Raw genomic sequence first — 22,503 nt, 5'->3', positions numbered from 1 at the left:
TATGTTATTTTTCTCCACCGGGAACGGACGAGGCCGCAGGAGGCTTGATCCGATATGGATCAGAAACACGCGCCCATCGTCGAAGCCTTGGCGCAAGTGGAGCGGCGACCGATCCATGGCTTCGGCGCGCCCGGCCACAACCAGGGTGCCGCGATTCCCGCCGACCTGCGCCGCCTGCTCGGCAAACGGATCTTTGCCGCCGACCTGCTGACCCCCAAGGGCCTCGACGACCGGACCGAGGGCGGGCACGTCGTCCAGCGCGCGCACGAGCTCGCCGCGGAAGCGTGGCAGGCGGACTTCTGCCGATTTGTCACCGGCGGGTCGACGCAAAGCCTCCATACCGCGCTCGCGGCGGTCGCAGGCCCCGGTGACACCGTGCTGTTCGCCACCAACGTCCACAAGGCCGAACGCTCGCATGCGCTCGCGACCGGGCTCGATGCGGTGCTCGTGCCGGTGCTGATCGACGACGCGTGGGATATCGACCACGGCGTCACCCCCGCCGCGCTGTCGGCGGCGCTGGCCGCGCATCCGGACGCCAAGGCGTTCGTCGTGGTCAGCCCGACCTATTACGGCGTGACGAGTGACATCAGCGCGCTCTCCACCATCTGTCACGACCAAGGCATCCCGCTGATCTGCGACGCCGCCTGGGGCGGGGCGTTCGCCTTTTGCGAGCGGCTGCCCGACGATGCGCTCACCAAGGGCGCGGATATCGCGGTGTACAGCCTCCACAAGACGATGGGGTCGCTCGCGCAAGGGTCGGCGCTGCTCGCCAAGGGGACGCTGGTCGACCAGCAACGGCTGTGGATGGCGTTCGAACTGTTCGAGACGACCAGCCCGTCGGTCCCGATCCTCGCCAGCCTCGATGCGACCCGGCGCGACCATGCACTGGACGGCGAGCGGATCTGGCGCGGGGTGCTCGACCGCGCGGCCAAGCTTCGCCGTCGTCTGGCGCGGATTCCGGGGCTGCGCGTGTTCGGCGAGGAACACCTCCCCGCGGCGACGCAGCTCGATACGACCAAGGTGCTGATCGACCTCTCCGCGCTCGGCGTGACGGGGTATGCGGTGGACGACTGGCTGGTGAAGCATCACCGCGTCAGCGTCGGGCTGTCGGATGCGCGGCATGTGCTCGCGGTGGTGTCGATCGGGACGACCGCGGCGGATATTCGCGCGCTGGTCGGCGGGCTCAAGGATCTGGCGAAGCAGGTCGCCGCCGGCACTGCCGACCTGCCCCCCGCCGGCGCGTTTCCGGGGCTTTCGACGCTGTCGGTGACGATAGCGGCGGACCCCGAGGAAGCGTTCTTCGGCGATGTCGATCACGTCCCGATCGCGGACGCGGCAGGCCGGATCGCCGCCGAGGTGATCGCGCCAGCCCCGCCGGGCGTGCCGCGGCTCGTTCCCGGGCAGCGGATCGAGGCGGCGCACGTCGCGTGGCTGATCGCGAACCGCGACGCGGGCGCGTTCTTCCTCGATCCGATCGACCCGAGCGAGCGCACGATCCGGGTGGTGCGCTAGGGCGCGCGCTCCGTCCCTAAGCACTTCCCCGGCGAAGGCCGGGGCCCAGTCGAGATGGCCAAGGGTCTTAAGCGCAGGCCTCCGCTTTCTTCCGTTCCTCTCCTGGGCCCCGGCCTTCGCCGGGGAAGCAAACAGGGTCTCGTGCAGGGACCGCTTCAGCGCCCCACCAGCGCCTGATCGCGCAACCCGCGCCAGACACGCACCGCCTGCACCGTCTCCGCCACGTCATGGACGCGCAGCAATTGCACCCCCGCCTCGATCCCCTTGAGCGCGAGCGCGAGCGACCCGCCGAGCCGCGCATCGGCGGGGGCCTCGTTCGACAGCGCGCCGATCATCCGCTTGCGGCTCGCACCCAGCAGAATCGGGCAGCCGAGCCCGTGGAAGAGCGTCAGCCCGTTGAGCAGCGCAAGATTGTCCGACAGGCTCTTGCCGAAGCCGATGCCGGGATCGACGATGATCCGGTAGCGCGCAACACCGCCCGCGACGACCGCGTCGATTCGCGTCTCGAGCCAGTCGAACACGTCGGTCAGCACGTTGCCATAACCCGAACCGCCATGCCCGCCCGCCGCCGGATCGGGCGAATGCATCAGCACCACCGGGCACCCCGCCCGCGCGACCACGTCGAGCGCGCGGTCATCCCACAGCAACGCGGCGACATCGTTGATGATTGCCGCGCCCGCCGCGAGGGCGGCCTCCATGACGCCTGCCTTGCGCGTGTCGACCGAGACCAGCGTCCCGCTCCGCGCGAGCCGCTCGACGACGGGGACGACGCGCGCGAGCTCGTCGCCTTCCCAGACGACCGGTGCGCCGGGGCGCGTCGATTCCCCGCCGACGTCGATCAGCGCAGCGCCCGCCGCCGCCATCGCGACCCCCGCCGAGGCGGCGGTGGCGGGGTCGTCGGCATGCGTCCCGCCATCCGAGAAGCTGTCGGGCGTCACGTTGAGGATCGCTGCGACCGAGGGCTGGTCGAACCGCAGCGTGCGCGCGCCGAGCGTCAGCGCGGGGCGCGGCGCGGTAATGCGCGCGTGGAGCCGCGCGGCGCGATCGTCCTGCATCAGCCTGTCGAGCGCGGTGACGGGCACCGTGCGACGCTCCCCCGCCTCGATCACCTCATAGGCGGCGAACCACAGCATCCCCCCCGCCAGCCGCGCGACTTCGCCGTCGCGACCGACGGGCGTGTCGACGAACTGGACCGGCCGGAGGTGGAGGGGATCAACCATGAAATCGTTCAACCTCGCAAAGCCGATGGCGGTGCTCCGTCGCGCCTTACGGCTGCGTCGCGAGCAGATATTCCTGCCGCAGCGAATCGATCGGCTTGAGCCCCTCGCCCGTCTCGAAATGCCAGTAGGTCCAGCCATTGCACGACGGCGCGTTCTGCAGCGTCGCGCCGAGCTTGTGGATCGACCCGGTCGCGCCGCACTGGCTCTCGAGGCTGCCGTCGGCGCGGACCAGCGCGCGGTGCTTGCGCTTGGCGTCGACCACGAACCGGCCGGGGGTGAGGAACCCGTTCTCGACCAGCACGCCGAACGCAACCTTGGGCGCGGCCTTGGGGCTCTGCATCGTCTTGAGCAGGCTTTCATCGAGCGGCAGTGCCGCTGCGATCCGCTCCTCGGCGGCAGCGATATAGTCAGGCTCGCGCTCGATCCCGATCCAGCGTCGCCCGAGCCGCTTGGCGACCGCACCCGTCGTCCCCGTCCCGAAGAACGGGTCGAGCACCACGTCGCCCGGCTTGGTGCACGCGAGCAGGATGCGGTACAGCAGCGCCTCGGGCTTCTGCGTCGGATGGACCTTGATCCCGTCCTTCTTCAGCCGCTCCTGCCCGCCGCAGACCGGGAATTCCCAGTCGCTGCGCATCTGAAGCTCGTCGTTGAGCGTCTTCATGCTGCGATAGTTGAACGTGTAGCGCGCCTTCTCGCCCATCGACGCCCAGATCAGCGTCTCGTGCGCGTTGGTGAAGCGCGTGCCCTTGAAATTGGGCATCGGGTTCGACTTGCGCCACACGATGTCGTTGAGGATCCAGTAGCCCAGATCCTGGATCGCGGCGCCGACCTTGAAGATGTTGTGATAGCTGCCGATCACCCAGATCGCGCCATTGTCCTTGAGGATCCGCTTGGCCTCCGCCAGCCACGCGCGGGTAAACGCGTCATAGGCGTCGAGGCTGTCGAACTTGTCCCACGCGTCGGTCACCGCATCGACATGGCTGCCGTCGGGCCGCGCGAGGTCGCCGCCGAGCTGGAGGTTGTAGGGCGGATCCGCGAAGATCATGTCGACCGACTTGGCCGGCAACGCCCGCATCGCGGCGATGCAATCCGAGCGCAGGATCTGGTCGAGGGGAAGCTCCGCCATCGGCGGGAGAGTCGTCTTGCCCCCCGCTTTGATCTTTTCCAAAACGCCCATCATTGCCGCCCCTGTTCGCTGTCGCGCGCATCCCTGCGAATCTGGGGACTCTCGTCAAGGGGCGATGCGTTAACCGGATTCGCCGTCGATTCGTTAGCCATGCGGAACATTTCCGGAAGCTCTCTAGATGTTGAGTCCGCATCGATCGGCGGACTCAAGCGATGGTGTGTGACGCAAAAGACTCAGAGCAGAAGATACGCATCGGCGACCGGCCGAAAACTTCTCCGGTGGAGCGGGGTCGGCCCATGTTCGCGCAAAGCCGCCAGATGCGCGGCGCAGCCATAGCCCTTGTTCGAGGCCCAGCCGTAGTGCGGATGCGATTCGGCATGCGCGAGCATGATCGTGTCGCGGGTGTGCTTGGCAATGATCGAGGCAGCGGCGATCGACGTGCTGATCGCATCGCCTGAAACCAGCGGCGTGGCGGCGTGCGTCCAGCGCGGCAGGCGGTTGCCGTCGACCAGCACATGCCCGGGCGCGACACCCAGCGCCTCGACCGCGAGCGTCATCGCCTTCATCGTCGCCCAGTAGATGTTGAGCACGTCGATCTCGTCCGCCTCGACGATCCCGATCCCGACCGTCGCGCAATCGCGGAGCCGGTCATGGAGGCGTAACCGCTCGGCGGCGGAGAGCTTCTTCGAATCGTTGATCCCGCGGGGGATGCCCTTGGCCGGCAGGATCACCGCGGCGGCGACGACCGGCCCCGCGAGCGGACCGCGACCGGCTTCGTCCACCCCGGCGACGGGCGCGAGGCAGAGCTTTTCGTGCTTCAGCGAGGGGCGCGTGGCCGCCATCAGTCTTCCCCCAGCAGCGCGGCGAACGCGGTCACACCCGCGCCGATCAGCCCCTGACCCATCGGCCCGTGCCCCTGCCCGAGCCCGGGCGCGGACAGCAGCGAAAGCCGCACGAAGCGCACTGCCTGATCGAACGCAGCCCCGACCGGCATCCCCGCCGCGAGCCCGGTCGCGAGCGCGCTGGCAAGCGTGCAGCCGGTGCCGTGCGTCGAATCGGTCTCGATCCGCTTACCCTCGAGCCGGCGCACCTCCGCGCCGCCGGGGGCGATCAGCCGGTCGATGACGATTCGGCCAGCGCCATGCCCGCCCTTGACCAGGAGATGGCAGCCATGCGCGCGCATCGCTTCCTCGCCGCCGAGCGCCGCGAGTTCGGGCAGGTTGGGGGTCGTCACCGACGCGATCCGCATCAGCCGCGCAAACGCCGCGATCGTCGCCGGGTCGGCAAGCGTCGCACCGCTGGTCGCGATCATCACGGGATCGAACACGATCGGCACATCGAGCGGCTCGAGCCGGTCGGCGACGGCGTGCGCGGTCTCGGCCGAACCGATCATCCCGATCTTCACTGCATCCACACCGATGTCGGACAGGCACGAGTCGATCTGCGCGAGCACCATTTCGGTCGGCACGGGCAGCACCGCCTGCACGCCGAGCGTGTTCTGCGCGGTGATCGCGGTGATCGCGGTCATCGCGTGGCCGCCGAGCATCGTGACGGTCTTGATATCCGCCTGGATCCCCGCGCCGCCGCCCGAGTCCGAGCCAGCGATGATCAGGATCCGCGGCGTCATGCGCGCGGCTTGAACCACCGCACGGTCGAGGCCGGATGCCGCGCGAGCGCCTCGTCGACGCGTGCGGGGCGGTCCATCAGTTCGCCGCCGCAATTGGGGCAACGGTCGTCGAGCGCCTCGGCACAAGGCGCGCAAAACGTGCATTCAAACGAACAGATGAACGCTCCCGCCTCGTCGGCGGGGAGATCGGTACCGCAGCGTTCGCAGTCAGGGCGCATTTCAAGCATGGCGCGGTTTAACGCTGGTTTCCTCCTCCGTCACCCCGGCGCAGGCCGGGGCCGTTCGGTTGGTCGCGCGACGGCGGTTTCGCCTTTGCAACGTGACGGCCCCGGCCTGCGCCGGGGTGACGGTCAGGGATTGTCCGTGGACGCAATCTTGTAGATCGTCGCCTGGCGGAGCGCGATCACCCAGCGGTCGCCGTCGCGACGCCACAGGTCGGTGAAGCGCCGCGACACTGTCGGCGGAGTCGCGGTGCCGTCGTGCGGGACATAGGTTTCCTCGCCCATCATCACGACGTGGGCGTCGCCGTACCGCGCGAGATGCTCGATCCGCTTGTGATACCGCCGATAGTGGATCAGCCCCTGGTCGAAGAACGCCGCGATCTGGGCGTGGCCGGCGACCCGGTTGCCGGGCGTGTTGACCGTGCAGTCCGGCGCCAGCACCGCGAGAAATGCCGCCTTGTCGCCGCTTACGAGCGTCTGGTCGGCCGCGTCGGACGCACCGAGTACCGCCGCGATATCGGGATGACCGACAGCCGCCGCCTCAACCTGTGGGTTCGCCAGTTCGCGTTCGACTATGCTCATGCTCGCCCCCGCCGCGCCGGGACTCACGGACGAGTCCGGGCACGGGGGGATATAGCAGAAATGCCTGCCCGCGTTTACCCCGCCGCCGCGCGCACCGCATCGCAAATTCGATCGACCACAGCCTCGACCTGCGCCGCATCGTCGCCCTCGGCCATCACGCGGATGACGGGTTCGGTCCCCGAGGGGCGGATGACGAGCCGGCCCTTGCCCTTCAGCTCGGCTTCCGCATCGGCGATCACCGCCTGGACCGACTCCGCTTCGAGCGGCTTGCCGCCCGCGAACCGGACGTTCTTGAGCAATTGCGGCAGCGGTTCGAAGCGGTGGAGCAATTCGCTCGCCGGAACCCCCGAGCGCGCCAGCTCCGCGAGGATCTGGAGTGCTGCGACCAGCCCGTCCCCGGTCGTCGCATAATCGGACAGGATGATGTGCCCCGACTGCTCTCCACCGACGTTATACCCCTGCGCGCGCATCGCTTCCAGCACGTGGCGGTCGCCGACCTTGGTGCGGATCAGCCCGATTCCCTGTGTCGCGAGATGCCGCTCGAGGCCGAGGTTGGACATGACCGTCGCGACCAGTCCGCCACCTTTCAGCCGCCCCGCGCGCGCCCAGCCGCTCGCGATCGTCGCCATCAGCTGGTCGCCATCGACGACATGGCCCTTTTCGTCGACCACGATCAGCCGGTCCGCATCGCCATCCAGCGCGATGCCGAGCTGCGCGCCGGTCTCGACCACCGTCTCGCACAGCGCCTTGGGCGCGGTCGATCCGACGCCGTCGTTGATGTTCTTGCCGTTGGGGGTGACCCCGATCGACACGACGTCCGCACCGAGTTCCCACAAGGCAGTCGGCGCGACGCGGTAGGCAGCACCATTCGCGCAATCGACCACGATCTTCATCCCGTCGAGCCGCAGGTTCTCGGGGAAGGTCGACTTGGCGAAATGGATGTAGCGGCCCTGCGCATCGTCGACTCGCCGCGCGCGCCCGATTTCGGTCGCGGGGCTGAGCGCGATGTCCCCGTCGATCAACGCCTCGATCGCGGCCTCGTCATCGTCGGACAGCTTGTAGCCGTCCGGACCGAACAATTTGATACCATTGTCGAAATACGGATTGTGGCTGGCCGAGATCATCACGCCCAGATCCGCGCGCATCGATTGCGTCAGCATTGCGACCGCGGGCGTCGGCATCGGGCCGAGCAGCACGACGTCCATGCCCACGCTGGTGAAGCCCGCAACCATCGCGGATTCCAGCATATAGCCCGACAGGCGGGTATCCTTGCCGATCACCACGCGGTGGCGGTGGTCGCCGCGCCGGAAGTGCGCGCCCGCCGCCATGCCGACCTGCATCGCCATCGCAGCCGTCATCGGCGCGGTGTTGGTGAGGCCGCGAATCCCGTCGGTACCGAAATATTTTCTTGCCATTACGCGCGCATCCGTTCGGTTATGTGCGTTGCACTCATAAGCGGCCAAAACGGGCCGCGCATCTGCAAAAGGGCCTGCATGTCGCAATCCAGCCGTATCCTGTTGTCGCTCGTCCTCGGGCTTGCCGTCGGCGCCATGCTGGCGGGCTGGGCGCCCGGGGCGGTGCCGGTGACGGTCGCGGTGGCCGGGCCGATCGGGACCGCGTGGCTCAATGCGTTACAGATGACGGTGCTGCCGCTGGTCTTCTCGCTGCTCGTCACCGGGATCGCCGCGACCGCAGAGGCGGCGCGGAGCGGCGCGGTGGCGGCGCGCGCGATCGCGCTGATCCTGTGCGTCATGGTGTTCAGCGCGGTGATGGCGGCGATCCTCACCCCCGTGTTCCTGCAGATCGCACCGATGCCGACCGCTTCGGGTACGGCGCTACGCGCCGCGCTCGCGGGGGCAGCACCCGCCGGGGCGGTGCCCCCGCTCGGGGAATTCCTTGCGGGCATGGTGCCGAGCAACGTCGTCGCGGCGGCGGCGAACGGCGGGTTCCTGTCGCTGATCCTGTTCGCGCTCGTCTTCGCCTTCGCGCTCGCGCGGATCGCGCCCGAGCAACGCGCGCTGCTGACCAGCTTCTTCGCCGCGATCCGCGACACGATGCTGGTGGTGATCGGCTGGATCATCTGGATCGCGCCGATCGGCGTGTTCGCGCTCGCGGTGACGGTCGCCGCCAAGACCGGGACCGCCGCGGTCGGCGCGCTGCTCCACTACATCGTGACGGTGTCGAGCGTCGGGGTTATCGTCTCGCTGTTCGCCTTCCCGCTCGCCGTTCTCGGCGGGCGCGTTGCGCTGCTGCGGTTCGTGCGCGGGGCCGCGCCCGTTCTGGCGGTGGCGATGAGCACACAGTCGTCGCTCGCCAGCCTGCCCGCGATGCTGCGCAGTTCGGAGGAGATGGGCGTCCCCGTCGCGACCTCGGGCGTCGTCCTGCCAATTGCGGTGGCGATGCTGCGCGCGACCGGGCCGGCGATGAACCTCGCGGTCGCGATCTATGTCGCCAACTGGTTCGGCGTGCCGATGAGCTTCGCGACGCTGTGCGCCGGGACGGCGGTGGCGGTGCTGACCTCGCTCGGCTCGGTCAGCCTGCCCGGGCAGATCAGCTTCATCGGCGCGATTTCGCCGATCGCGGTGACGCTGGGCGTGCCGATCGCGCCGCTCGGGTTGCTGGTAGCGGTCGAGACGATCCCGGACATCTTCCGCACGATGGGGAATGTCGTGATGGATCTCGCGGTGACGCTGACGGTCGGCGCGCGGAGTGCGCCGGTGGCGACGGACAGCGCGGATGCGCTGTTGCACGAGGGGGCGGGTTGAGCGGGCAACCGGATGTGTTCTGACTCGGCCTGACCCAATACCACCGTTCGGGCTGAGCGAAGTCGAAGCCCCCTTGCACCGCAAACCTCGGTCAGCTCTGCAAGCCGCCCTTCGACTACGCTCAGGGCGAACGGGAGGGGTTCATGCACCCTGAACTCGAGACTACCGATACACCCAGTGCCACACCCCCGCCGCGATCCCCGCCAGCGGCAGATGCGCCCAGGTCGCGACCAGCCAGATCACCACGCCGCCTGCGATGTCATGCGGGCGAAACCCGCCGAACTTCGCGCGCCGCTGCGCGATCGCGACGAACGGCCAGTAGCTCGTCTTGCGCTCCCAGTCGCGCCACAGCTCGGGCTGGAGCGATTCCTTCTTGCGGTCCTGCAGCGCCGCACCGACCAGCGCGAGGACGATGATCGCGACCGCGACGATGATGTTCGCCGCGATCGGATAAACCGCGATATGGCACAGCCCCCACAAGGCGAACGCCCACATCATCGGATGGCGCGTGATGGCGAATACCCCGCGCGCCGTGGCTGGCGCCGCGGTGGCGGGTTTGCCGGGGAGCGCGGGATTCCCGAGGAGCGACCCCATCAGCAGGATGCTCGCGACCAGCATGACGAGCGTGACCGGACCCCAGATCCCCTCGCCCACCGCCCACCACGGCGCGGTAGCGGGCGCGGTCTGGTAGCTGTGCGCGAGCCAGCCGAGCGTCGCGAAGGCGACGAGCGAATAGATTCCGAGGAACCCGTTCGCACCGACCGCGCGCACGATCGGCGCGCGGAGCGGATGCGACAGCAGGAAGTGCGAACCGACGAACGCCGCCGCGCTCGCGAGAACCAATTGCGTGCCGTCCATCCCGTACCCCCGGTTATTTGACCCCGTGCATCCACTTCTTGAGCGGCCAGGACAGGACCAGCAATAGCACGCCAAGCGCGATCGCGACCTGCGCAATCGTCGTGAACGTGCCGGTATAGGTATCGAGGCTGACCTTGAGGTTGGTGACCTGCCCGCCGACCGTGTCGACGCTGGCGAACTGCGCGACGATCCCAGCGACATATTGCGCGCAGGAGATCGAGAGGAACCACACGCCCATCATCAGCCCGACGATCCGCGCGATCGACAGCTTGGTGATCATCGACAGCCCGACCGGCGAAATGCACAGCTCAGCCAGCGAGTGGATCAGGTACAGCCCCGCGAGCCACCAGATGCCGACCTGGAAGCCCGGCCCGGCAAAGCCAGCACCCAGGACGAGGAACAGGAAGCCCGCCCCGACGCCGATCAGCGCGATCCCGAACTTGACCGGGATCGACGGCTCGAGCCCGCGCTTGGCGAGACCGGTCCACAGGATGCTCATGATCGGCGCGAGCGTCACGATGAAGAAGGCGTTGAAGAACTGCGTCTGCGGCGCGGAGATCGCGAAATTGCCGAACAGGCGCAGGTCGGTGTTGCGATCCGCGAACAGCGTCAGCGACGAGCCCGCCTGCTCGAACAGCGTCCAGAACACGACGTTGAAGACGATCAGCACCATCGCCGCGAGCATCATCTGGAACTCGCGCTTGTCGCCGATCACGAACGACCAGATCAGGATGCCCGGGATCGCGATGAGGAACGTACCGAACAGCAGCTTGCCCATCAGCGAGAGCGACGCGAGATAGCCGACGAAGCCCGACCCCGGCACCGGCGGCACCGAGTTCATCAGATTGACGAACAGGAAGTACAGCACCGGCACCGCGATCAGTGCGCCGATGAAGATCGGGATCGTGCGGTCCGGCCCGCTGCGGACCGGGGGCTCGCCATACCCATTGAGCTTGCCGCCATCGAACTGGATCAGCGTGAACGAGATTAGCATGCCGATTGCGGCAAGGCCGAAGCCCGCCCACCAGCCGACCGTCTCGGCGAGGATCGGGCACAGGATCTGCGAGCCCAAAGACCCGAGGTTGATTCCCATGTAGAAGATGGTGAAGCCGGAATCGCGGCGTCGGTCGCCCTGCGCGTAGAGTTCGCCGACCATCGTCGAGATATTCGGCTTGAAGAAGCCGTTGCCGACCGAGACGAGGCTGAGCGCGATCAGCATGATCGTGACGAACAGCGGGCTGCGCTCGGCATCCGACTTGAAGCCGTCCTTGGCGATCGTCCGCGCGGTGCTGCCGTCGGCGCTGAGCAGCGAGACGGTGCCGTCGTCATTGCCCTTCACCTGCAGGCGCTTGCCCTGGTCGGTGATGAAGCGCTGCTCGGTCCCGGCCTTTGATTCGACCGTGACCGTGTAGCGCTGCCCGTCGATCGTCGCGAACGGCACCGCGGTCTGCCCGCCGAAGCAGAGCGTGAAATAGCCGACCGCCATCATGATCGCGCCGAACTTCACCGAGCGCTTGGAGCCGAGATACTGGTCGGCGAGATACCCGCCGACCAGCGGGGTCAGATACACCAGCGCGGTGAACCCGCCGTAGAGCCCCGTTGCGGCGCGATCGCCGAACACGAAATGCTTGGTGAGATACAGCGTGAGCAACGCACGCATGCCGTAATAGCCAAAGCGCTCCCACATCTCGGTGGTGAACAGCCGCGCGAGCTGGCGCGGGTGGCCGAACCACGTTTCGCCCGCCGCCGGATTGACATGCGTGATATCCGGCTCGCGCGGAGTATCCGCGGTCGGGGTGTCCACCATGTACAAACTCCTGAAAACGGTCGGGGCGCCGACGGATGCGGCGCGGTTGGTTGCGGGCGAGACTAACGCCAATCGCGGGTGTGTAAATATCCGCCGTGTCCCGCTAAAGGGCAATCCATGTTCAATGACCGCACAACCCCGCTCTCGCTCCTCGCCACGCGCCGCTCGGGCAAGCCACGCGACCTGGTCGCGCCGGGCCCCGACGCCGCCGAGCTCGAGACGATCCTGACGATCGCGGCACGCACGCCCGATCATGGGAAACTGGCACCGTGGCGCTTCGTCGTGGTCGCGCCCGAACGGCGCGCCGCGCTGGCCGAGGTCATCACCACCGCCTATCGGGCGGAACGCCCGCAGGCCGGCGCGACCGAGATCGCGGCGCTGGTGCAATTCGCGGAACAGGCGCCCACTCTGGTCGTCGTGCTGTCGTCGCCCAAGACCGAAAGCCATATTCCTTTGTGGGAACAGGAATTGTCGGCAGGTGCCGCGTGCATGAACCTGCTCCACGCGACGCATGCGCTTGGCTATGCCGGCGGGTGGCTCACCGGCTGGCCGAGCTATTCGACCGCGGTGCGCGATGCGTTCGGCGCGGATCCCGAACGGATCGCCGGGTTCATGTTCCTCGGGACGCCGTCTCGGCAATTAGACGAGCGTCCACGTCCCGATCGGCAAAACATTGTTACAAATTGGGGCGGTTGAGAGACTGGACATTTCGCACCAGTGGTGTATTAAAGCAGCATGACAGCCCTGAACAGCGAAGACTCGCCCGTTTACATCAAGCTGCGCGGGACGATCTCCGCCGCGATCCTGCGCGGGGAGTTTCGGGCGGGCGACCAGCTGCCGTCGGTCCGCGCGCTCGCCGCCGAACATGGCGCAAATCCGCTTACCGTGGCCAAGGCGTATCAGAGTTTCCAGGACGACGGCTATGTCGAGGTCCGGCGCGGGGTCGGGATGTTCGTCCTGCCGGGCGCCGCGGAGAAACTGCGCGCTGCCGAACGGTCGCATTTCCTGGAGACGAGCTGGCCGCGCATCGCGGCGCATATCGACTTGCTCGGGCTGGATGTCGCGGATCTGCTGGAGCGCGAGAAGGCGTAAAGGCCCGTCTTATACAAGACGCTTCCCCGGCGAAGGCCGGGGCCCAGTCGAGGAACGACCGATTGCTGGCGACTGCGCGCAGTTACATCCGCCATCGCTCCTGGGCCCCGACCTTCGCCGGGGAAGAAGTAAGGGAGGAAGGGGGTCCCCCTCTACCTACCCCGCAACCACCCCCAGCGCTGCAACCTCTTCCACCGGCAACGTGATCCCGAACATCATGCTCAGCCGCAACCGGTACACGCGCGGATCGATGATCACCGCGCTCGTCTCGTCGTTGCCCGCGCGCCGCTTGTACGCCGAATCGGTCAAGGAGGCGAAGCCGTTGGGCAGAACGATGCTGACGATCCTGGTGTGCAGGAACCGGCTGGCCGGTGCGGTCGACGTCCAGTGGTTGCTGAGCGCGAGATCGGCCTCGAATACCGGACGCGTGTCGAAGCTGTACTGCGGCTGGAACCCCGTACCCGTCCCGCGCCCGTCGGTCGTCGCCAGATCGCCGTCGCGCAGCAGCATCCAGCCATGCTCGCCCGCCCGGTCGAGCCGGAACAGCGCGCCATCGGGCGCGGTCGCCTGTGCGCCGTCGATCAGCGGCATCGGCGGGGTATAGCTGCCACCGAAGCCCGTATCGGCGATCCACTGCTCCTCGCCGAGCGTCACCAGGCTGAACGTGTGCGTCAGCGGCGGCACGTCACTCGCGGCGATCCAGACGCGCGCAAGCAGCGGTCGCGCGTCGAACCCGAGCGCGCGCAGCGCATCGAGGAACAGCCGGTTATGCTCGAAGCAATAGCCGCCCCGCCCCGCGGTGACGAGCTTGGCGAACACGCTCGCACTGTCGATCGCGATCCCGCGGCCGAGCAGCACGTCGAGATTCTCGAACGGGATCGCGAGCCGGTGCGCGCGTTGCAGGACGCCCAGCCCGAGATGATCGACCGAAGGCCGCGCGGGGAGGTGAACACGCGCGAAATAGGCGTCGAGGTCGAACGCGGCGTCGCTCATGCGGCAAACGCCTCTGGCGCGATCGAATAGAGCACGCTTGCATCCGCCATCGCGGCGGCTTTCAGCCCCATCGCCTCGGGGACGATCTGCGCGACGTAGAAGCGCGCGGCGGCGACCTTCATGCTCAGGAAATCACGGTCGCCCTCGGCGTCCGCCGCGATCCGGCCCTGCCGCTCCATCAGCCAGCCACACACCGCGACCGACAGCATCGTCAGGAACGGGTAGCTCGCGGCGAGCTTGTCGTCCGCGTCGAGCGTCGCGAGCCGCCGCCCGACTTCGTCGCACGCGTCGATCAGCGCGACCAGCCCGCTGTCCTGCGCTTCGGCGCGCATGTCGGCGATCAGGCGGGCGAAGACGCCGCCATTGTCCATCGAGAGCTTGCGCCCGACCAGATCGGCGGCCTGGATCCCGTTGGTGCCCTCGTAGATCGGCGTGATGCGCGCATCGCGGAAGAACTGCGCCGCGCCGGTTTCCTCGACATAGCCCATGCCGCCGTGGATCTGGATGCCGAGGCTCGCGACCTCATTGCCGAGATCGGTGCCATGCGCCTTGGCGAGCGGAGTCAGGATATCGAGCCGCTCCTGCCCGCCCACTTCGCCAAGCGTCGCGCGATCGACCTGCGACGCGGCGTAATAGACCAACGCACGCGCCGCCTGGGTCTGCGCCTTCATGCGGAGCAGCATGCGGCGGACATCGGGATGCTCGACGATGCGGACGGGCGCGGCGTTGCCCGAACCGGCACGCGCGGACTGGACGCGGTCGAGCGCATAGCCGACCGCCGCCTGCGTCGCTGCCTCGGCGACCTGGACGCCCTGGAGCCCGACGTTGAGGCGCGCGTTATTCATCATCGTGAACATCGCGCGGATACCACCGAATTCCGCACCGATCAGCTCGCCGACGCAATCGTCCTGGTCGCCGAAGCTGAGAACGCAGGTCGGGGAGGCGTGGAGGCCCATCTTGTGCTCGATCGAGACGACGCGGACGTCGTTGAATTCGCCAGGGTTTCCGTCCGTGTCGAGGCGGTATTTGGGGACCAGGAACAGCGAAATTCCCTTGGTCCCGGCGGGTGCGCCGGGGGTGCGCGCGAGGACGAGGTGGACGATGTTGGGCGCCAAGTCGTGATCGCCGAACGAGATGTAGATCTTGGTGCCCTTGATCAGGAACGTGCCGTCGCCACGCGGGGTCGCCGTAGTGCGCAAGGCCCCCACGTCGGAGCCGGCCTGCGGTTCGGTCAGGTTCATCGTGCCGGTCCACTCGCCGGTCGCGAGGTGCGGGAGGTACAGCGCCTGCTGCTCAGGGCTGCCGTGATGCGCGAGCGCCTCGATCGCGCCGACCGTCAGCGTCGGCGCGAGCGCGAAGCCCATGTTCGCCGCCCCCAGCGTATCGAGCACCGCGGTCTGGATCGCGAAGGGGAGCCCCTGCCCGCCGAATTCCTCGGGCACGCCGATCGTGCCCCAGCCGCCTTCGACGTAATCGTGATACGCCTTGATGAAGCCGTCGGGCATGACGACGCCTTCCGGAGTCCATTTCGCGCCGACCGTGTCGCCGGTGCGCAGCAATGGCGCCCATTCGCCGACCGCGAGTTGCCCGACGCCTTCGAGCACCGCATCGACGACGTCGTCGCTGGCGGCGGCGAACCGTTCGGTCGCGGCGAGATCGGCAATCCCGACGATATGGTCGAGCACGAAACGCTGGTCGGCGGTGGCTGGAGTGAACACGGGCGGCATCCTCTTATCGCGCAGGTTTGTGGCGGCTATAGCGCCGCATGATGACCGCGCCAAACCCGCCGATGCAGACGCGAACCTTACCCTACGGTGCCGTAGCGATCGCAGAGGCCGCTGCGCTGATTCGCGCCGGGCAGCCGGTCGCGATCCCGAGCGAGACGGTCTACGGACTCGCCGCCGACGCGACCGACTCGGGCGCGGTCGCGCGAATCTATGCGGCCAAGGGGCGGCCAAGCTTCAACCCGCTGATCGTCCATGTGCTCGACCTTGCGTCAGCGGAACGGATCGCGGTGTTCGATGCGACCGCGCGGGCCTTGGCGGCGGCGTTCTGGCCGGGGCCGCTGACGTTGGTGTTGCCGGTGCGGGGCGATGCGGGGATCGCATCGCTGGTGACGGCGGGGCTGGACACGATCGCGATCCGTGTCCCTGCGCACCGCGCGATGCGCGCGCTGATCGCCGCCGCCGGCGTGCCGCTTGCTGCGCCCTCCGCCAATGCGAGCGGTGCGATCAGCCCGACGCGCGCGGGGCATGTTGTGGCGTCGCTCGGCGGGCGGATTGCGCTGGTGGTGGATGATGGCGCGACCGACGCGGGGGTGGAGTCGACGATCGTTGCGGGGTTGCAGGTGTTGCGGCCGGGGCCGGTGACGGCGGAGGATCTTGCGCGGTTCGGGGACACCCCCGCTTCCCACCCGTCCCGCTTCCCCGGCGAAGGCCGGGGCCCAGTCGAGGGCGATCTGCCAGCAGGGGATGCGCTCTCTTCCGCGTTTCTCGCTACTGGGCCCCGGCCTTCGCCGGGGAAGCAAGGAAAAGAGGGGGAGGCGGCAATCATCACCGCACCGGGCCAGCTTGCGAGCCATTATGCGCCGAACAAGCCGCTCCGGTTGAACGCGACCGAAGCCGAGGCCGACGAATATCTCATCGGATTCGGCGCGATTGGCGGCGACACGTCGCTATCGGCGCGGGGCGATTTGACCGAGGCGGCTGCAAAGCTGTTCGATGCGTTGCACCTTGCCGATGGTTCTGAGCGTGCGCGGATCGCGATTGCTGCGATCCCGCTCGACGGGATTGGCACGGCGATCAACGATCGCCTGCGTCGCGCGGCGCATCGGGACTAGCCGTCGCCCGTTGCAGGCCGGTTTGGGGGGACGTGCCGCAATACCTCCGTGCGCTTCCCCGGCGAAGGCCGGGGCCCAGGAGAGGGCGATCTGCAAGCGGGGGCTGCGCTCTCTTCCAAACGGCCCGCTCCTGGGCCCCGGCCTTCGCCGGGGAAGCGAGAAAAGAAGGGGGCGCGGCGAGCACTTCTCACCTTCGCCACACGCCAAGCCGGCGGGAGCGTCCTGCCCCCGCCCGCGCTACGTTACGCCGAGACCGTCTTCGACCGCTCCGCAAAGCTCTTGCGCAGCTTCGCCAGCTTGGGCGGGATCACCGCCATGCAATAGGGATTGCGCTGGCCTTCGCTGTCCCAATAATCCTGGTGATAGTCCTCCGCGGAATACCAGTCGGTCAGCGGCTCGATCGTCGTGACGATCGGCGCGGGCCAGCCCGATGCCGCCCGTTCCATCGCCGCACGCGCTTCGGTCGCCTGCTCCTCCGAATGCGGGAAGATCGCCGAGCGATATTGCGTGCCGACGTCATTGCCCTGACGGTTGAGCGTCGTCGGGTCGTGCGTCGCGAAGAACATGTCGAGGATGTCGCCATAGCGCACCTGATCGCTGTCGAAGGTGACGCGGATCGCCTCGGCATGCCCGGTGTCGCCACCGCAGACCTGCTTGTAGGTCGGGTTGGGGACGCTCCCGCCGATATACCCGCTCTCGACGCTTTCGACGCCGATCACATCCTTGAACACCGCTTCGGTGCACCAGAAACACCCGCCCGCCAGCGTTGCGACTTCGCTTGCCATGATACGCTCCTTGTTTAGGTCTTTAAGATAGGTACGGCGGGAAGCGACAAAAGGGGGACGGCGATGCTGGACGGATCGGTGCTGGTGACGGGCGGCGCGGGCTATATCGGGAGCCATGCGGTGCTCGCGTTGCTCGATGCCGGGCACAGGGTCGTCGTCTATGACAATCTGACCACCGGATTCGACTGGCTGGTCGACCCGCGCGCGACGCTGGTGCGCGGCGAGATCGAGGATGATGATCTGGTCCGCGCGACGCTGCGCGATCATGAAGTGCGGGCGATCCTGCATTTCGCCGGGTCGATCATCGTCCCCGAATCGGTGAGCAACCCGCTCAAATATTATCGCAACAACACCGCTGCGAGCCGCGCGCTGATCGAGAGTGCGGTAGTGTCGGGGGTGAGACACTTCATCTTCTCGTCCACCGCCGCGACCTATGGCACGCCCGAAAAGGTCCCGGTCGCGGAGGGCGACCCGACCGTGCCGATCAACCCGTACGGCACCTCCAAGCTGATGACCGAGGCGATGCTGCGCGACGTCGCGGCGGCGCATCCGATGAATTATGCGGCGCTGCGCTATTTCAACGTCGCGGGCGCTGATCCGGCCGGGCGCAGCGGGCAGTCGACGATCGGTGCGACGCATCTCATCAAGATCGCGGTCGAGGCGGCGCTGGGCAAGCGCGCGACCGTCCGCGTCTATGGCACCGATTATGCGACCCCCGATGGCACGGGCGTGCGCGACTATATCCATGTCAGCGATCTGGCGGCGGCGCATGTCGCAGCACTCGACGTGCTGATCGCCGAGCCGACCCGCAGCCACACGCTCAACGCGGGGTACGGCAAGGGATTCTCGGTGCTCGAAGTGCTCGACGCAGTCGACCGCGTGACCAATCGCAAGCTCGAACGCGTGATCGAGGGACGCCGCGCGGGCGATGCGGGGGAACTGGTCGCGGACAATCGCGCGATCCTCGAAACGCTCGACTGGACGCCGCAGCGCGCCGACCTCGACCTGATCGTGCGCGACGCGCTGGCGTGGGAGCGCAAGTTGGGCGAGCGGGAGTAGGCAGCGTTACCGCGTCCTTGGCTGCCTCTCCCCCGTCGAAGACATGGCCTCTGCGAAACCATCCGTCATCCTGAACTTGTTTCAGGATCCAGCCCCCCGCGAGTCCGGACGATGCCTGCTGCGCGGTGGATGCTGAAACAAGTTCAGCATGACGGCAGCTTTTGGGGCCGGGGGTGACGATAAAACCTACGATTGCCTTTCCGCAAAGGTCTCGCGAAAACCGGGGCCTGGCAGCAAGCGGTTGATGGCGGGTGTCGCGCCCGATGACGTCGGCCATCGCTCCTGGACCCCGGCCTTCGCCGGGGAAGCGGAAGAGAAAGACGCCCCTCAGATCGTCTTGCTGATCCCGAACAGGAACCCGCGCCGCGCGCCGAACTGCGGCGCGCCGACCCCGACGCCCGAGCCGTCGCGGATCTCGTAGACATGGTCGCCGACGTTGATGATGTCCGCGCGGATCTCGATCCCCGGCCCGGCGAAATTGTGGCTCGCGGTCAGGTTGACCACCGCATAGGGCGGGAGCTTGCCACCGTTCGGAACGTCGCCGTCGCGGCGCAGCCCGGAGCCGTACAGCATCGACGCGCCGACCCGCGTATCGCGCAGGAAGCCCTGCTCGATCCGGTAGGACGCGCCCGCCGAGGCGGTCCACGTCTGGTCATGGTCGAGATAGATCGACTGGCGCGCGATCGTCGCGAGGTCGGCGGGCGCGAAATTGAACTGCGAGGAGACGATGTTGGTCCCCTGCGCCTTGGCATAGGCAAGGTTGCCGTACAGCGACAGGCCGTTCGCGGCGTAGCTGATGTTGCCCTCGACGCCCTTGATCGTCCCGCGCGCATAGTTGAACGGCGTCAGGATGATCGGCGCGCCGAACTGGCCTTCGTCGAGCAGGTTGTACGACTTGCGATAATAGCCATCGAGCCCGACCGTCACCGTGGGCGACAGCTTCCACTGCCCGCCGACGTCGAAATAGTCCTGCTTCTCGGCATAGGGCGTGTCCGCGAGCGGGGTGGTGACGCCGTCGTCGCCGGGTGCCTGCGCGCTGGTGCCGCGGAACTTGAGCACGCTGGTGGTCGCCACGTTACTGAACGGCGGCGGCGAGAAATAGCGCGAGTAACCGGCGTGGAGCGCGAGCCCCTCGAGCGGGGTCAGCACCGCGTTGACGCGCGGCGAGAAGGCGCTCTCGGCGCGATAGCCGTTATAGTGATCGAACCGGCCGCCGAAATTGACGATCAGCGGCTCGGCGATCTTCCATTCGTCCTGGAGATAGACGCTGTAGGTCATCTCGGTCCGGGCGCCATTGTCGATCACCGTTACCGGCTCGCCAAGCTGCGCGCCCGCATCGTCGACCTGGAACACCTGGGTCGAGGTGCGGCTGTTGTTGCGGTCGCGCGAGATGATCACGCCACCGCGCAGCGTGTGCGCCGCGCCCAGCCGATACGCGCCCTCGATCTGCCCGCCGAAGGTGAAGTCGCGCTTGTACGCATTCTGCGCCAGCCCGTTGAACAGCAGTTCGCCGAGCACGTCGGGGGTGTAGCGCAACGCCGAATAGCGGGCGAACAGCGACGCCTGCAACGTCAGCGGGCCCGCGTCGTGCAACAGGCTGGCCAGCGCGAAGGCGGTCTGCTCGTGCTGCCGCTCGTCGAGGTCGTCGCTCAGGACATCGCTGACGCCGCCGACGCTGTAGCCGCTGTCGGGGCGCAGCCCGCGCGGGTTGGGGATCTGGTAGCGCTGGTCGGCATAGCCGCCGATCAGCGAGACGCGGTTGTTCGCATCCAGCGTGTGGTCGAGATAGACGAAGCCCTGATACTGGTCGGTCCTGTCGTGGAGCGGGGTGCGCCCCGAATCGACCGGGTCGATCCCGTTGTTGCTGTGCTTGTAGCTGCCGGTGACGAAGTAGTTCGTCTGCCCGGTCGAGCCGCCATATTCGATGCTCGGCTGGATCGTGTCGTTGGTCCCGCCATAGATCTGCGCGGTGCCGCTATTGTCGAAATGGCTCTTGGTGGTGATGTCGATGATGCCCGCCGTGCGCAGGCCATATTGCGCGGGGAGCGCGCCGGTGCGCAGGTCGAACCGCTCGACGATCCGCGGGCTGAGCGTCTGGCCGAATACCGAGACGCCTTCGGGCAGGATCGTCCCGTTGATGCGATATTGCAGGTTGTTGTGGTCGTCGCGCACGTGGAACTGGCCGCCGCCGTCCTGCACCACGCCGGGCAATTGCAGAAGGATTTGATTGAGCTGGAGATTGTCGCCGCCGGGGAGCGCCTTGATCTGCGTCGCGGTGATCGAATAGGTCGTCGCACCGAGGCTCGGCTGGATCGACGCGCGCGCCGCATCGAGGCGGCCGGTGACGACGATGTCGGGGCCCGCGCCCTTGCTGGCGGCGGCGTCGGTGGGCGAGGCGGCGGGCAACGCGGCGGTCGTCGTCGCGGGGGCGGGATCGACCTGCTGCGCGGGCTCGGCGGCGAAAGCAGCGACGGGCAAGGCGAAGGACGCAGCAACGCTGGACAGCAGAAAGGATCGGATCATGCGGGAGACGGCCTTTTTAGAACAGCTTGGTCGGGTGCGATGGCGGCCCCGTACATGTGATGAGATAAAGTATCAAGGCCGAGTCATCGTCTCCCGGGACGATTCGGCCCTGACGCTCCCGCCACGCGCTTGCCTGCGTGGCGACCGCTACCTTGCGGGGAGATGAACGGCGGTGGTCTTACGGCTTCGGTCGAACCGTCACCGCCGCCGCCAGCACGACCGACGCCGCAATCGCGACTGCGGTCTCGGCGAGCGAATGGGTGTTCCACTGCCACACCTCGAGCCCGGCATAGCCCGGCATGTTCGCGCGCCGCCCGGCACCGAACTGCTCGATCCACTGATATTCGCGCTGCGTAATCTCGCGCATGACGCACACCGCACTCCCGGCGAAAGCGCCGATCCACACCGACGCGCGAGTCGGTGCGCCAAGCGCGCGACCGATCGCCCAGCACGCCAGCTGAACGCCGATCGATACGGGAACATGCGCAAACATCTCGTCTCAACGCCTGTCGCGTTTGCGCGGTTGCGTCAGCCGAACGGTTCGAGCCCCGCGCGCTTGACCAGCGAATCGATCCCGATCAGCTGCTCGAGCAAGGCTTCGAGCTGGTCGAGCGGCCAGCTGTTGGGACCATCCGACAGTGCCTGCTCGGGGTCGGGATGCGATTCGATGAACAGCCCCGACACTCCCGCCGCGACTGCCGCACGCGCCAGCACGGGGACGAACTCGCGCTGCCCGCCCGAGCGGTCGCCCTGCCCGCCGGGCAACTGGACCGAATGCGTCGCGTCATACACCACCGGGCACCCGGTATCGCGCATGATCGCAAGACTGCGCATGTCGGACACGAGATTGTTGTACCCGAAGCTCGCGCCGCGTTCGCACATCATGAAATTGTCGGTCGGCACCCCCGCCGCCGCCGCCGCCGCGCGCGCCTTGTCCGCGACATGCCGCATGTCGCCCGGCGCGAGGAACTGGCCCTTCTTGATGTTCACGGGCTTGCCCGATGCCGCGACCGCCGCGATGAAATCGGTCTGTCGTGCAAGGAACGCCGGGGTCTGCAACACGTCGACCACTTCGGCGACCGCCTTGACCTGATCCTCGCTGTGAATGTCGGTCAGGATCGGCAGGCCGGTTTCGGCGCGGACCTTTTCGAGGATGCGCAGCCCCTCGTCGATCCCGGGACCGCGGAACGACGCGCCCGAGCTGCGGTTCGCCTTGTCGAACGAGCTCTTGTAGATCAGCAGCACGCCGAGCCGGTCGGCGATCGCGCGCAACTGCGTCGCGGTGGAGAGCGCGAACGCTTCGCTTTCGATGACGCACGGACCGACGATGAAGAAGATCGGCTCGGCTGGACCGATGTCTCGCCCACACAGACGCATTATCGTATTTCCCTCATCGTGCTTGCGCCCGGATCGGGATAAACGCCCGGCCCGGTCGAGCGCCGACCTGTGCCGCCGTTTTGCTGGAAGTCAACGCGATAACACTTTAGGTGCAGG

General features: G+C 67.6%; 21 protein-coding genes. 6 read left to right on the top strand and 15 right to left on the bottom strand.

What is annotated here, in order from left to right; all coding sequences use genetic code 11:
- Positions 1-54: 54 nt before the first annotated feature.
- On the top strand, positions 55-1,512 hold the full coding sequence (locus RH91_RS06805) for an aminotransferase class I/II-fold pyridoxal phosphate-dependent enzyme (protein WP_010161877.1): 1,458 nt from the start codon (positions 55-57) through the stop codon (positions 1,510-1,512).
- Positions 1,513-1,667: 155 nt separating this feature from the next.
- Here RH91_RS06805 and folP read toward each other — a convergent pair whose 3' ends face one another.
- The 7 genes from folP to glmM form a co-directional block, all read right to left on the bottom strand.
- On the bottom strand, positions 1,668-2,732 hold the full coding sequence (gene folP / locus RH91_RS06800; protein WP_010161876.1) for a dihydropteroate synthase: 1,065 nt from the start codon (positions 2,730-2,732) through the stop codon (positions 1,668-1,670).
- A gap of 46 nt (positions 2,733-2,778) precedes the next feature.
- The gene (locus RH91_RS06795; RefSeq protein ID WP_026046836.1) at positions 2,779-3,909 is read right to left on the bottom strand and encodes a site-specific DNA-methyltransferase; all 1,131 of its coding nucleotides are present in this window, start codon (positions 3,907-3,909) and stop codon (positions 2,779-2,781) included.
- Positions 3,910-4,091: 182 nt separating this feature from the next.
- Positions 4,092-4,700 (bottom strand): ribonuclease HII, encoded by a 609-nt coding sequence (locus RH91_RS06790; RefSeq protein ID WP_010161873.1) that lies wholly within the window; start codon positions 4,698-4,700, stop codon positions 4,092-4,094.
- Positions 4,700-5,485, bottom strand: coding sequence for a bifunctional hydroxymethylpyrimidine kinase/phosphomethylpyrimidine kinase (gene thiD / locus RH91_RS06785; protein WP_010161872.1), 786 nt, complete (start codon positions 5,483-5,485; stop codon positions 4,700-4,702). Before thiD ends, RH91_RS06790 begins: the two co-directional genes overlap by 1 nt.
- On the bottom strand, positions 5,482-5,712 hold the full coding sequence (locus RH91_RS06780; protein ID WP_010161871.1) for a DUF1272 domain-containing protein: 231 nt from the start codon (positions 5,710-5,712) through the stop codon (positions 5,482-5,484). Before RH91_RS06780 ends, thiD begins: the two co-directional genes overlap by 4 nt.
- Before the next feature lie 123 nt (positions 5,713-5,835).
- Positions 5,836-6,288, bottom strand: a complete 453-nt coding sequence (locus tag RH91_RS06775; protein WP_010161870.1) for a nuclear transport factor 2 family protein — start codon at positions 6,286-6,288, stop codon at positions 5,836-5,838.
- Positions 6,289-6,362: 74 nt separating this feature from the next.
- Positions 6,363-7,703: a phosphoglucosamine mutase gene (gene glmM, locus RH91_RS06770; protein WP_010161869.1), complete on the bottom strand. Its 1,341-nt coding sequence runs from the start codon at positions 7,701-7,703 to the stop codon at positions 6,363-6,365.
- 78 nt (positions 7,704-7,781) lie between these two features.
- Between glmM and RH91_RS06765 the strand changes: the two genes are divergently transcribed.
- Entirely contained in the window at positions 7,782-9,053 is a 1,272-nt protein-coding gene (locus RH91_RS06765) for a dicarboxylate/amino acid:cation symporter (protein ID WP_010161868.1), read from the top strand.
- 162 nt (positions 9,054-9,215) lie between these two features.
- Here RH91_RS06765 and RH91_RS06760 read toward each other — a convergent pair whose 3' ends face one another.
- Together RH91_RS06760 and RH91_RS06755 are read right to left on the bottom strand one after the other, a co-directional pair.
- Positions 9,216-9,911, bottom strand: a complete 696-nt coding sequence (locus RH91_RS06760; RefSeq protein ID WP_010161867.1) for an NnrU family protein — start codon at positions 9,909-9,911, stop codon at positions 9,216-9,218.
- A 13-nt stretch (positions 9,912-9,924) separates the two neighbouring features.
- A complete protein-coding gene (locus tag RH91_RS06755; RefSeq protein ID WP_010161866.1) occupies positions 9,925-11,718 on the bottom strand; it encodes a peptide MFS transporter in 1,794 nt (597 codons plus the stop codon).
- Positions 11,719-11,835: 117 nt separating this feature from the next.
- On the opposite strand from RH91_RS06755, the gene RH91_RS06750 reads away from it, so the two are divergent.
- The gene (locus tag RH91_RS06750; protein WP_010161865.1) at positions 11,836-12,414 is read left to right on the top strand and encodes a nitroreductase family protein; all 579 of its coding nucleotides are present in this window, start codon (positions 11,836-11,838) and stop codon (positions 12,412-12,414) included.
- Between the two features lie 39 nt (positions 12,415-12,453).
- The gene (locus RH91_RS06745) at positions 12,454-12,810 is read left to right on the top strand and encodes a GntR family transcriptional regulator (RefSeq protein ID WP_010161864.1); all 357 of its coding nucleotides are present in this window, start codon (positions 12,454-12,456) and stop codon (positions 12,808-12,810) included.
- A gap of 156 nt (positions 12,811-12,966) precedes the next feature.
- Here RH91_RS06745 and RH91_RS06740 read toward each other — a convergent pair whose 3' ends face one another.
- Together RH91_RS06740 and RH91_RS06735 are read right to left on the bottom strand one after the other, a co-directional pair.
- Positions 12,967-13,803, bottom strand: coding sequence for an arylamine N-acetyltransferase family protein (locus RH91_RS06740; protein ID WP_010161863.1), 837 nt, complete (start codon positions 13,801-13,803; stop codon positions 12,967-12,969).
- Positions 13,800-15,530, bottom strand: a complete 1,731-nt coding sequence (locus tag RH91_RS06735; RefSeq protein ID WP_010161862.1) for an acyl-CoA dehydrogenase — start codon at positions 15,528-15,530, stop codon at positions 13,800-13,802. The genes RH91_RS06740 and RH91_RS06735 overlap by 4 nt, the downstream gene beginning before the upstream one ends.
- Before the next feature lie 38 nt (positions 15,531-15,568).
- On the opposite strand from RH91_RS06735, the gene RH91_RS06730 reads away from it, so the two are divergent.
- A complete protein-coding gene (locus RH91_RS06730; protein ID WP_010161861.1) occupies positions 15,569-16,642 on the top strand; it encodes an L-threonylcarbamoyladenylate synthase in 1,074 nt (357 codons plus the stop codon).
- 242 nt (positions 16,643-16,884) lie between these two features.
- Here the strand turns inward: RH91_RS06730 and msrA are convergent, their stop codons facing one another.
- Positions 16,885-17,427 carry a peptide-methionine (S)-S-oxide reductase MsrA gene (gene msrA, locus RH91_RS06725; protein WP_010161860.1) on the bottom strand — a complete coding sequence of 181 codons (543 nt, stop codon included), beginning with the start codon at positions 17,425-17,427 and terminating at the stop codon, positions 16,885-16,887.
- Positions 17,428-17,490: 63 nt separating this feature from the next.
- Here msrA and galE point away from each other — a divergent pair, with 63 nt between their 5' ends.
- A complete protein-coding gene (gene galE, locus RH91_RS06720) occupies positions 17,491-18,486 on the top strand; it encodes a UDP-glucose 4-epimerase GalE (protein ID WP_010161859.1) in 996 nt (331 codons plus the stop codon).
- 327 nt (positions 18,487-18,813) lie between these two features.
- On the opposite strand, the gene RH91_RS06715 is transcribed toward galE, so the two are convergent.
- From RH91_RS06715 to kdsA, 3 genes are all read right to left on the bottom strand, one after another.
- Positions 18,814-21,009 carry a TonB-dependent receptor gene (locus RH91_RS06715; RefSeq protein ID WP_010161858.1) on the bottom strand — a complete coding sequence of 732 codons (2,196 nt, stop codon included), beginning with the start codon at positions 21,007-21,009 and terminating at the stop codon, positions 18,814-18,816.
- Positions 21,010-21,187: 178 nt separating this feature from the next.
- On the bottom strand, positions 21,188-21,502 hold the full coding sequence (locus tag RH91_RS06710) for a hypothetical protein (protein WP_010161857.1): 315 nt from the start codon (positions 21,500-21,502) through the stop codon (positions 21,188-21,190).
- Between the two features lie 35 nt (positions 21,503-21,537).
- Positions 21,538-22,386, bottom strand: a complete 849-nt coding sequence (gene kdsA, locus RH91_RS06705) for a 3-deoxy-8-phosphooctulonate synthase (protein ID WP_010161856.1) — start codon at positions 22,384-22,386, stop codon at positions 21,538-21,540.
- Positions 22,387-22,503 lie beyond the last annotated feature (117 nt).

The organism is Sphingomonas sp. PAMC 26617 (assembly GCF_000242835.1).
In the GTDB taxonomy this organism is placed as follows: Bacteria; Pseudomonadota; Alphaproteobacteria; order Sphingomonadales; family Sphingomonadaceae; genus Sphingomonas.
The sequence above is the reverse complement of the archived record's forward strand: the minus strand, read 5'-3'. Positions and strand labels throughout refer to the sequence as shown.

Coding starts and splice junctions, on each gene's coding strand:
- RH91_RS06805 (WP_010161877.1), top strand. CDS start 55: ATGGATCAGAAACACGCGCCCATCGTCGAAGCCTTGGCGCAAGTGGAG.
- folP (WP_010161876.1), bottom strand. CDS start 2,732: ATGGTTGATCCCCTCCACCTCCGGCCGGTCCAGTTCGTCGACACGCCC.
- RH91_RS06795 (WP_026046836.1), bottom strand. CDS start 3,909: ATGGGCGTTTTGGAAAAGATCAAAGCGGGGGGCAAGACGACTCTCCCG.
- RH91_RS06790 (WP_010161873.1), bottom strand. CDS start 4,700: ATGGCGGCCACGCGCCCCTCGCTGAAGCACGAAAAGCTCTGCCTCGCG.
- thiD (WP_010161872.1), bottom strand. CDS start 5,485: ATGACGCCGCGGATCCTGATCATCGCTGGCTCGGACTCGGGCGGCGGC.
- RH91_RS06780 (WP_010161871.1), bottom strand. CDS start 5,712: ATGCTTGAAATGCGCCCTGACTGCGAACGCTGCGGTACCGATCTCCCC.
- RH91_RS06775 (WP_010161870.1), bottom strand. CDS start 6,288: ATGAGCATAGTCGAACGCGAACTGGCGAACCCACAGGTTGAGGCGGCG.
- glmM (WP_010161869.1), bottom strand. CDS start 7,703: ATGGCAAGAAAATATTTCGGTACCGACGGGATTCGCGGCCTCACCAAC.
- RH91_RS06765 (WP_010161868.1), top strand. CDS start 7,782: ATGTCGCAATCCAGCCGTATCCTGTTGTCGCTCGTCCTCGGGCTTGCC.
- RH91_RS06760 (WP_010161867.1), bottom strand. CDS start 9,911: ATGGACGGCACGCAATTGGTTCTCGCGAGCGCGGCGGCGTTCGTCGGT.
- RH91_RS06755 (WP_010161866.1), bottom strand. CDS start 11,718: ATGGTGGACACCCCGACCGCGGATACTCCGCGCGAGCCGGATATCACG.
- RH91_RS06750 (WP_010161865.1), top strand. CDS start 11,836: ATGTTCAATGACCGCACAACCCCGCTCTCGCTCCTCGCCACGCGCCGC.
- RH91_RS06745 (WP_010161864.1), top strand. CDS start 12,454: ATGACAGCCCTGAACAGCGAAGACTCGCCCGTTTACATCAAGCTGCGC.
- RH91_RS06740 (WP_010161863.1), bottom strand. CDS start 13,803: ATGAGCGACGCCGCGTTCGACCTCGACGCCTATTTCGCGCGTGTTCAC.
- RH91_RS06735 (WP_010161862.1), bottom strand. CDS start 15,530: ATGCCGCCCGTGTTCACTCCAGCCACCGCCGACCAGCGTTTCGTGCTC.
- RH91_RS06730 (WP_010161861.1), top strand. CDS start 15,569: ATGATGACCGCGCCAAACCCGCCGATGCAGACGCGAACCTTACCCTAC.
- msrA (WP_010161860.1), bottom strand. CDS start 17,427: ATGGCAAGCGAAGTCGCAACGCTGGCGGGCGGGTGTTTCTGGTGCACC.
- galE (WP_010161859.1), top strand. CDS start 17,491: ATGCTGGACGGATCGGTGCTGGTGACGGGCGGCGCGGGCTATATCGGG.
- RH91_RS06715 (WP_010161858.1), bottom strand. CDS start 21,009: ATGATCCGATCCTTTCTGCTGTCCAGCGTTGCTGCGTCCTTCGCCTTG.
- RH91_RS06710 (WP_010161857.1), bottom strand. CDS start 21,502: ATGTTTGCGCATGTTCCCGTATCGATCGGCGTTCAGCTGGCGTGCTGG.
- kdsA (WP_010161856.1), bottom strand. CDS start 22,386: ATGCGTCTGTGTGGGCGAGACATCGGTCCAGCCGAGCCGATCTTCTTC.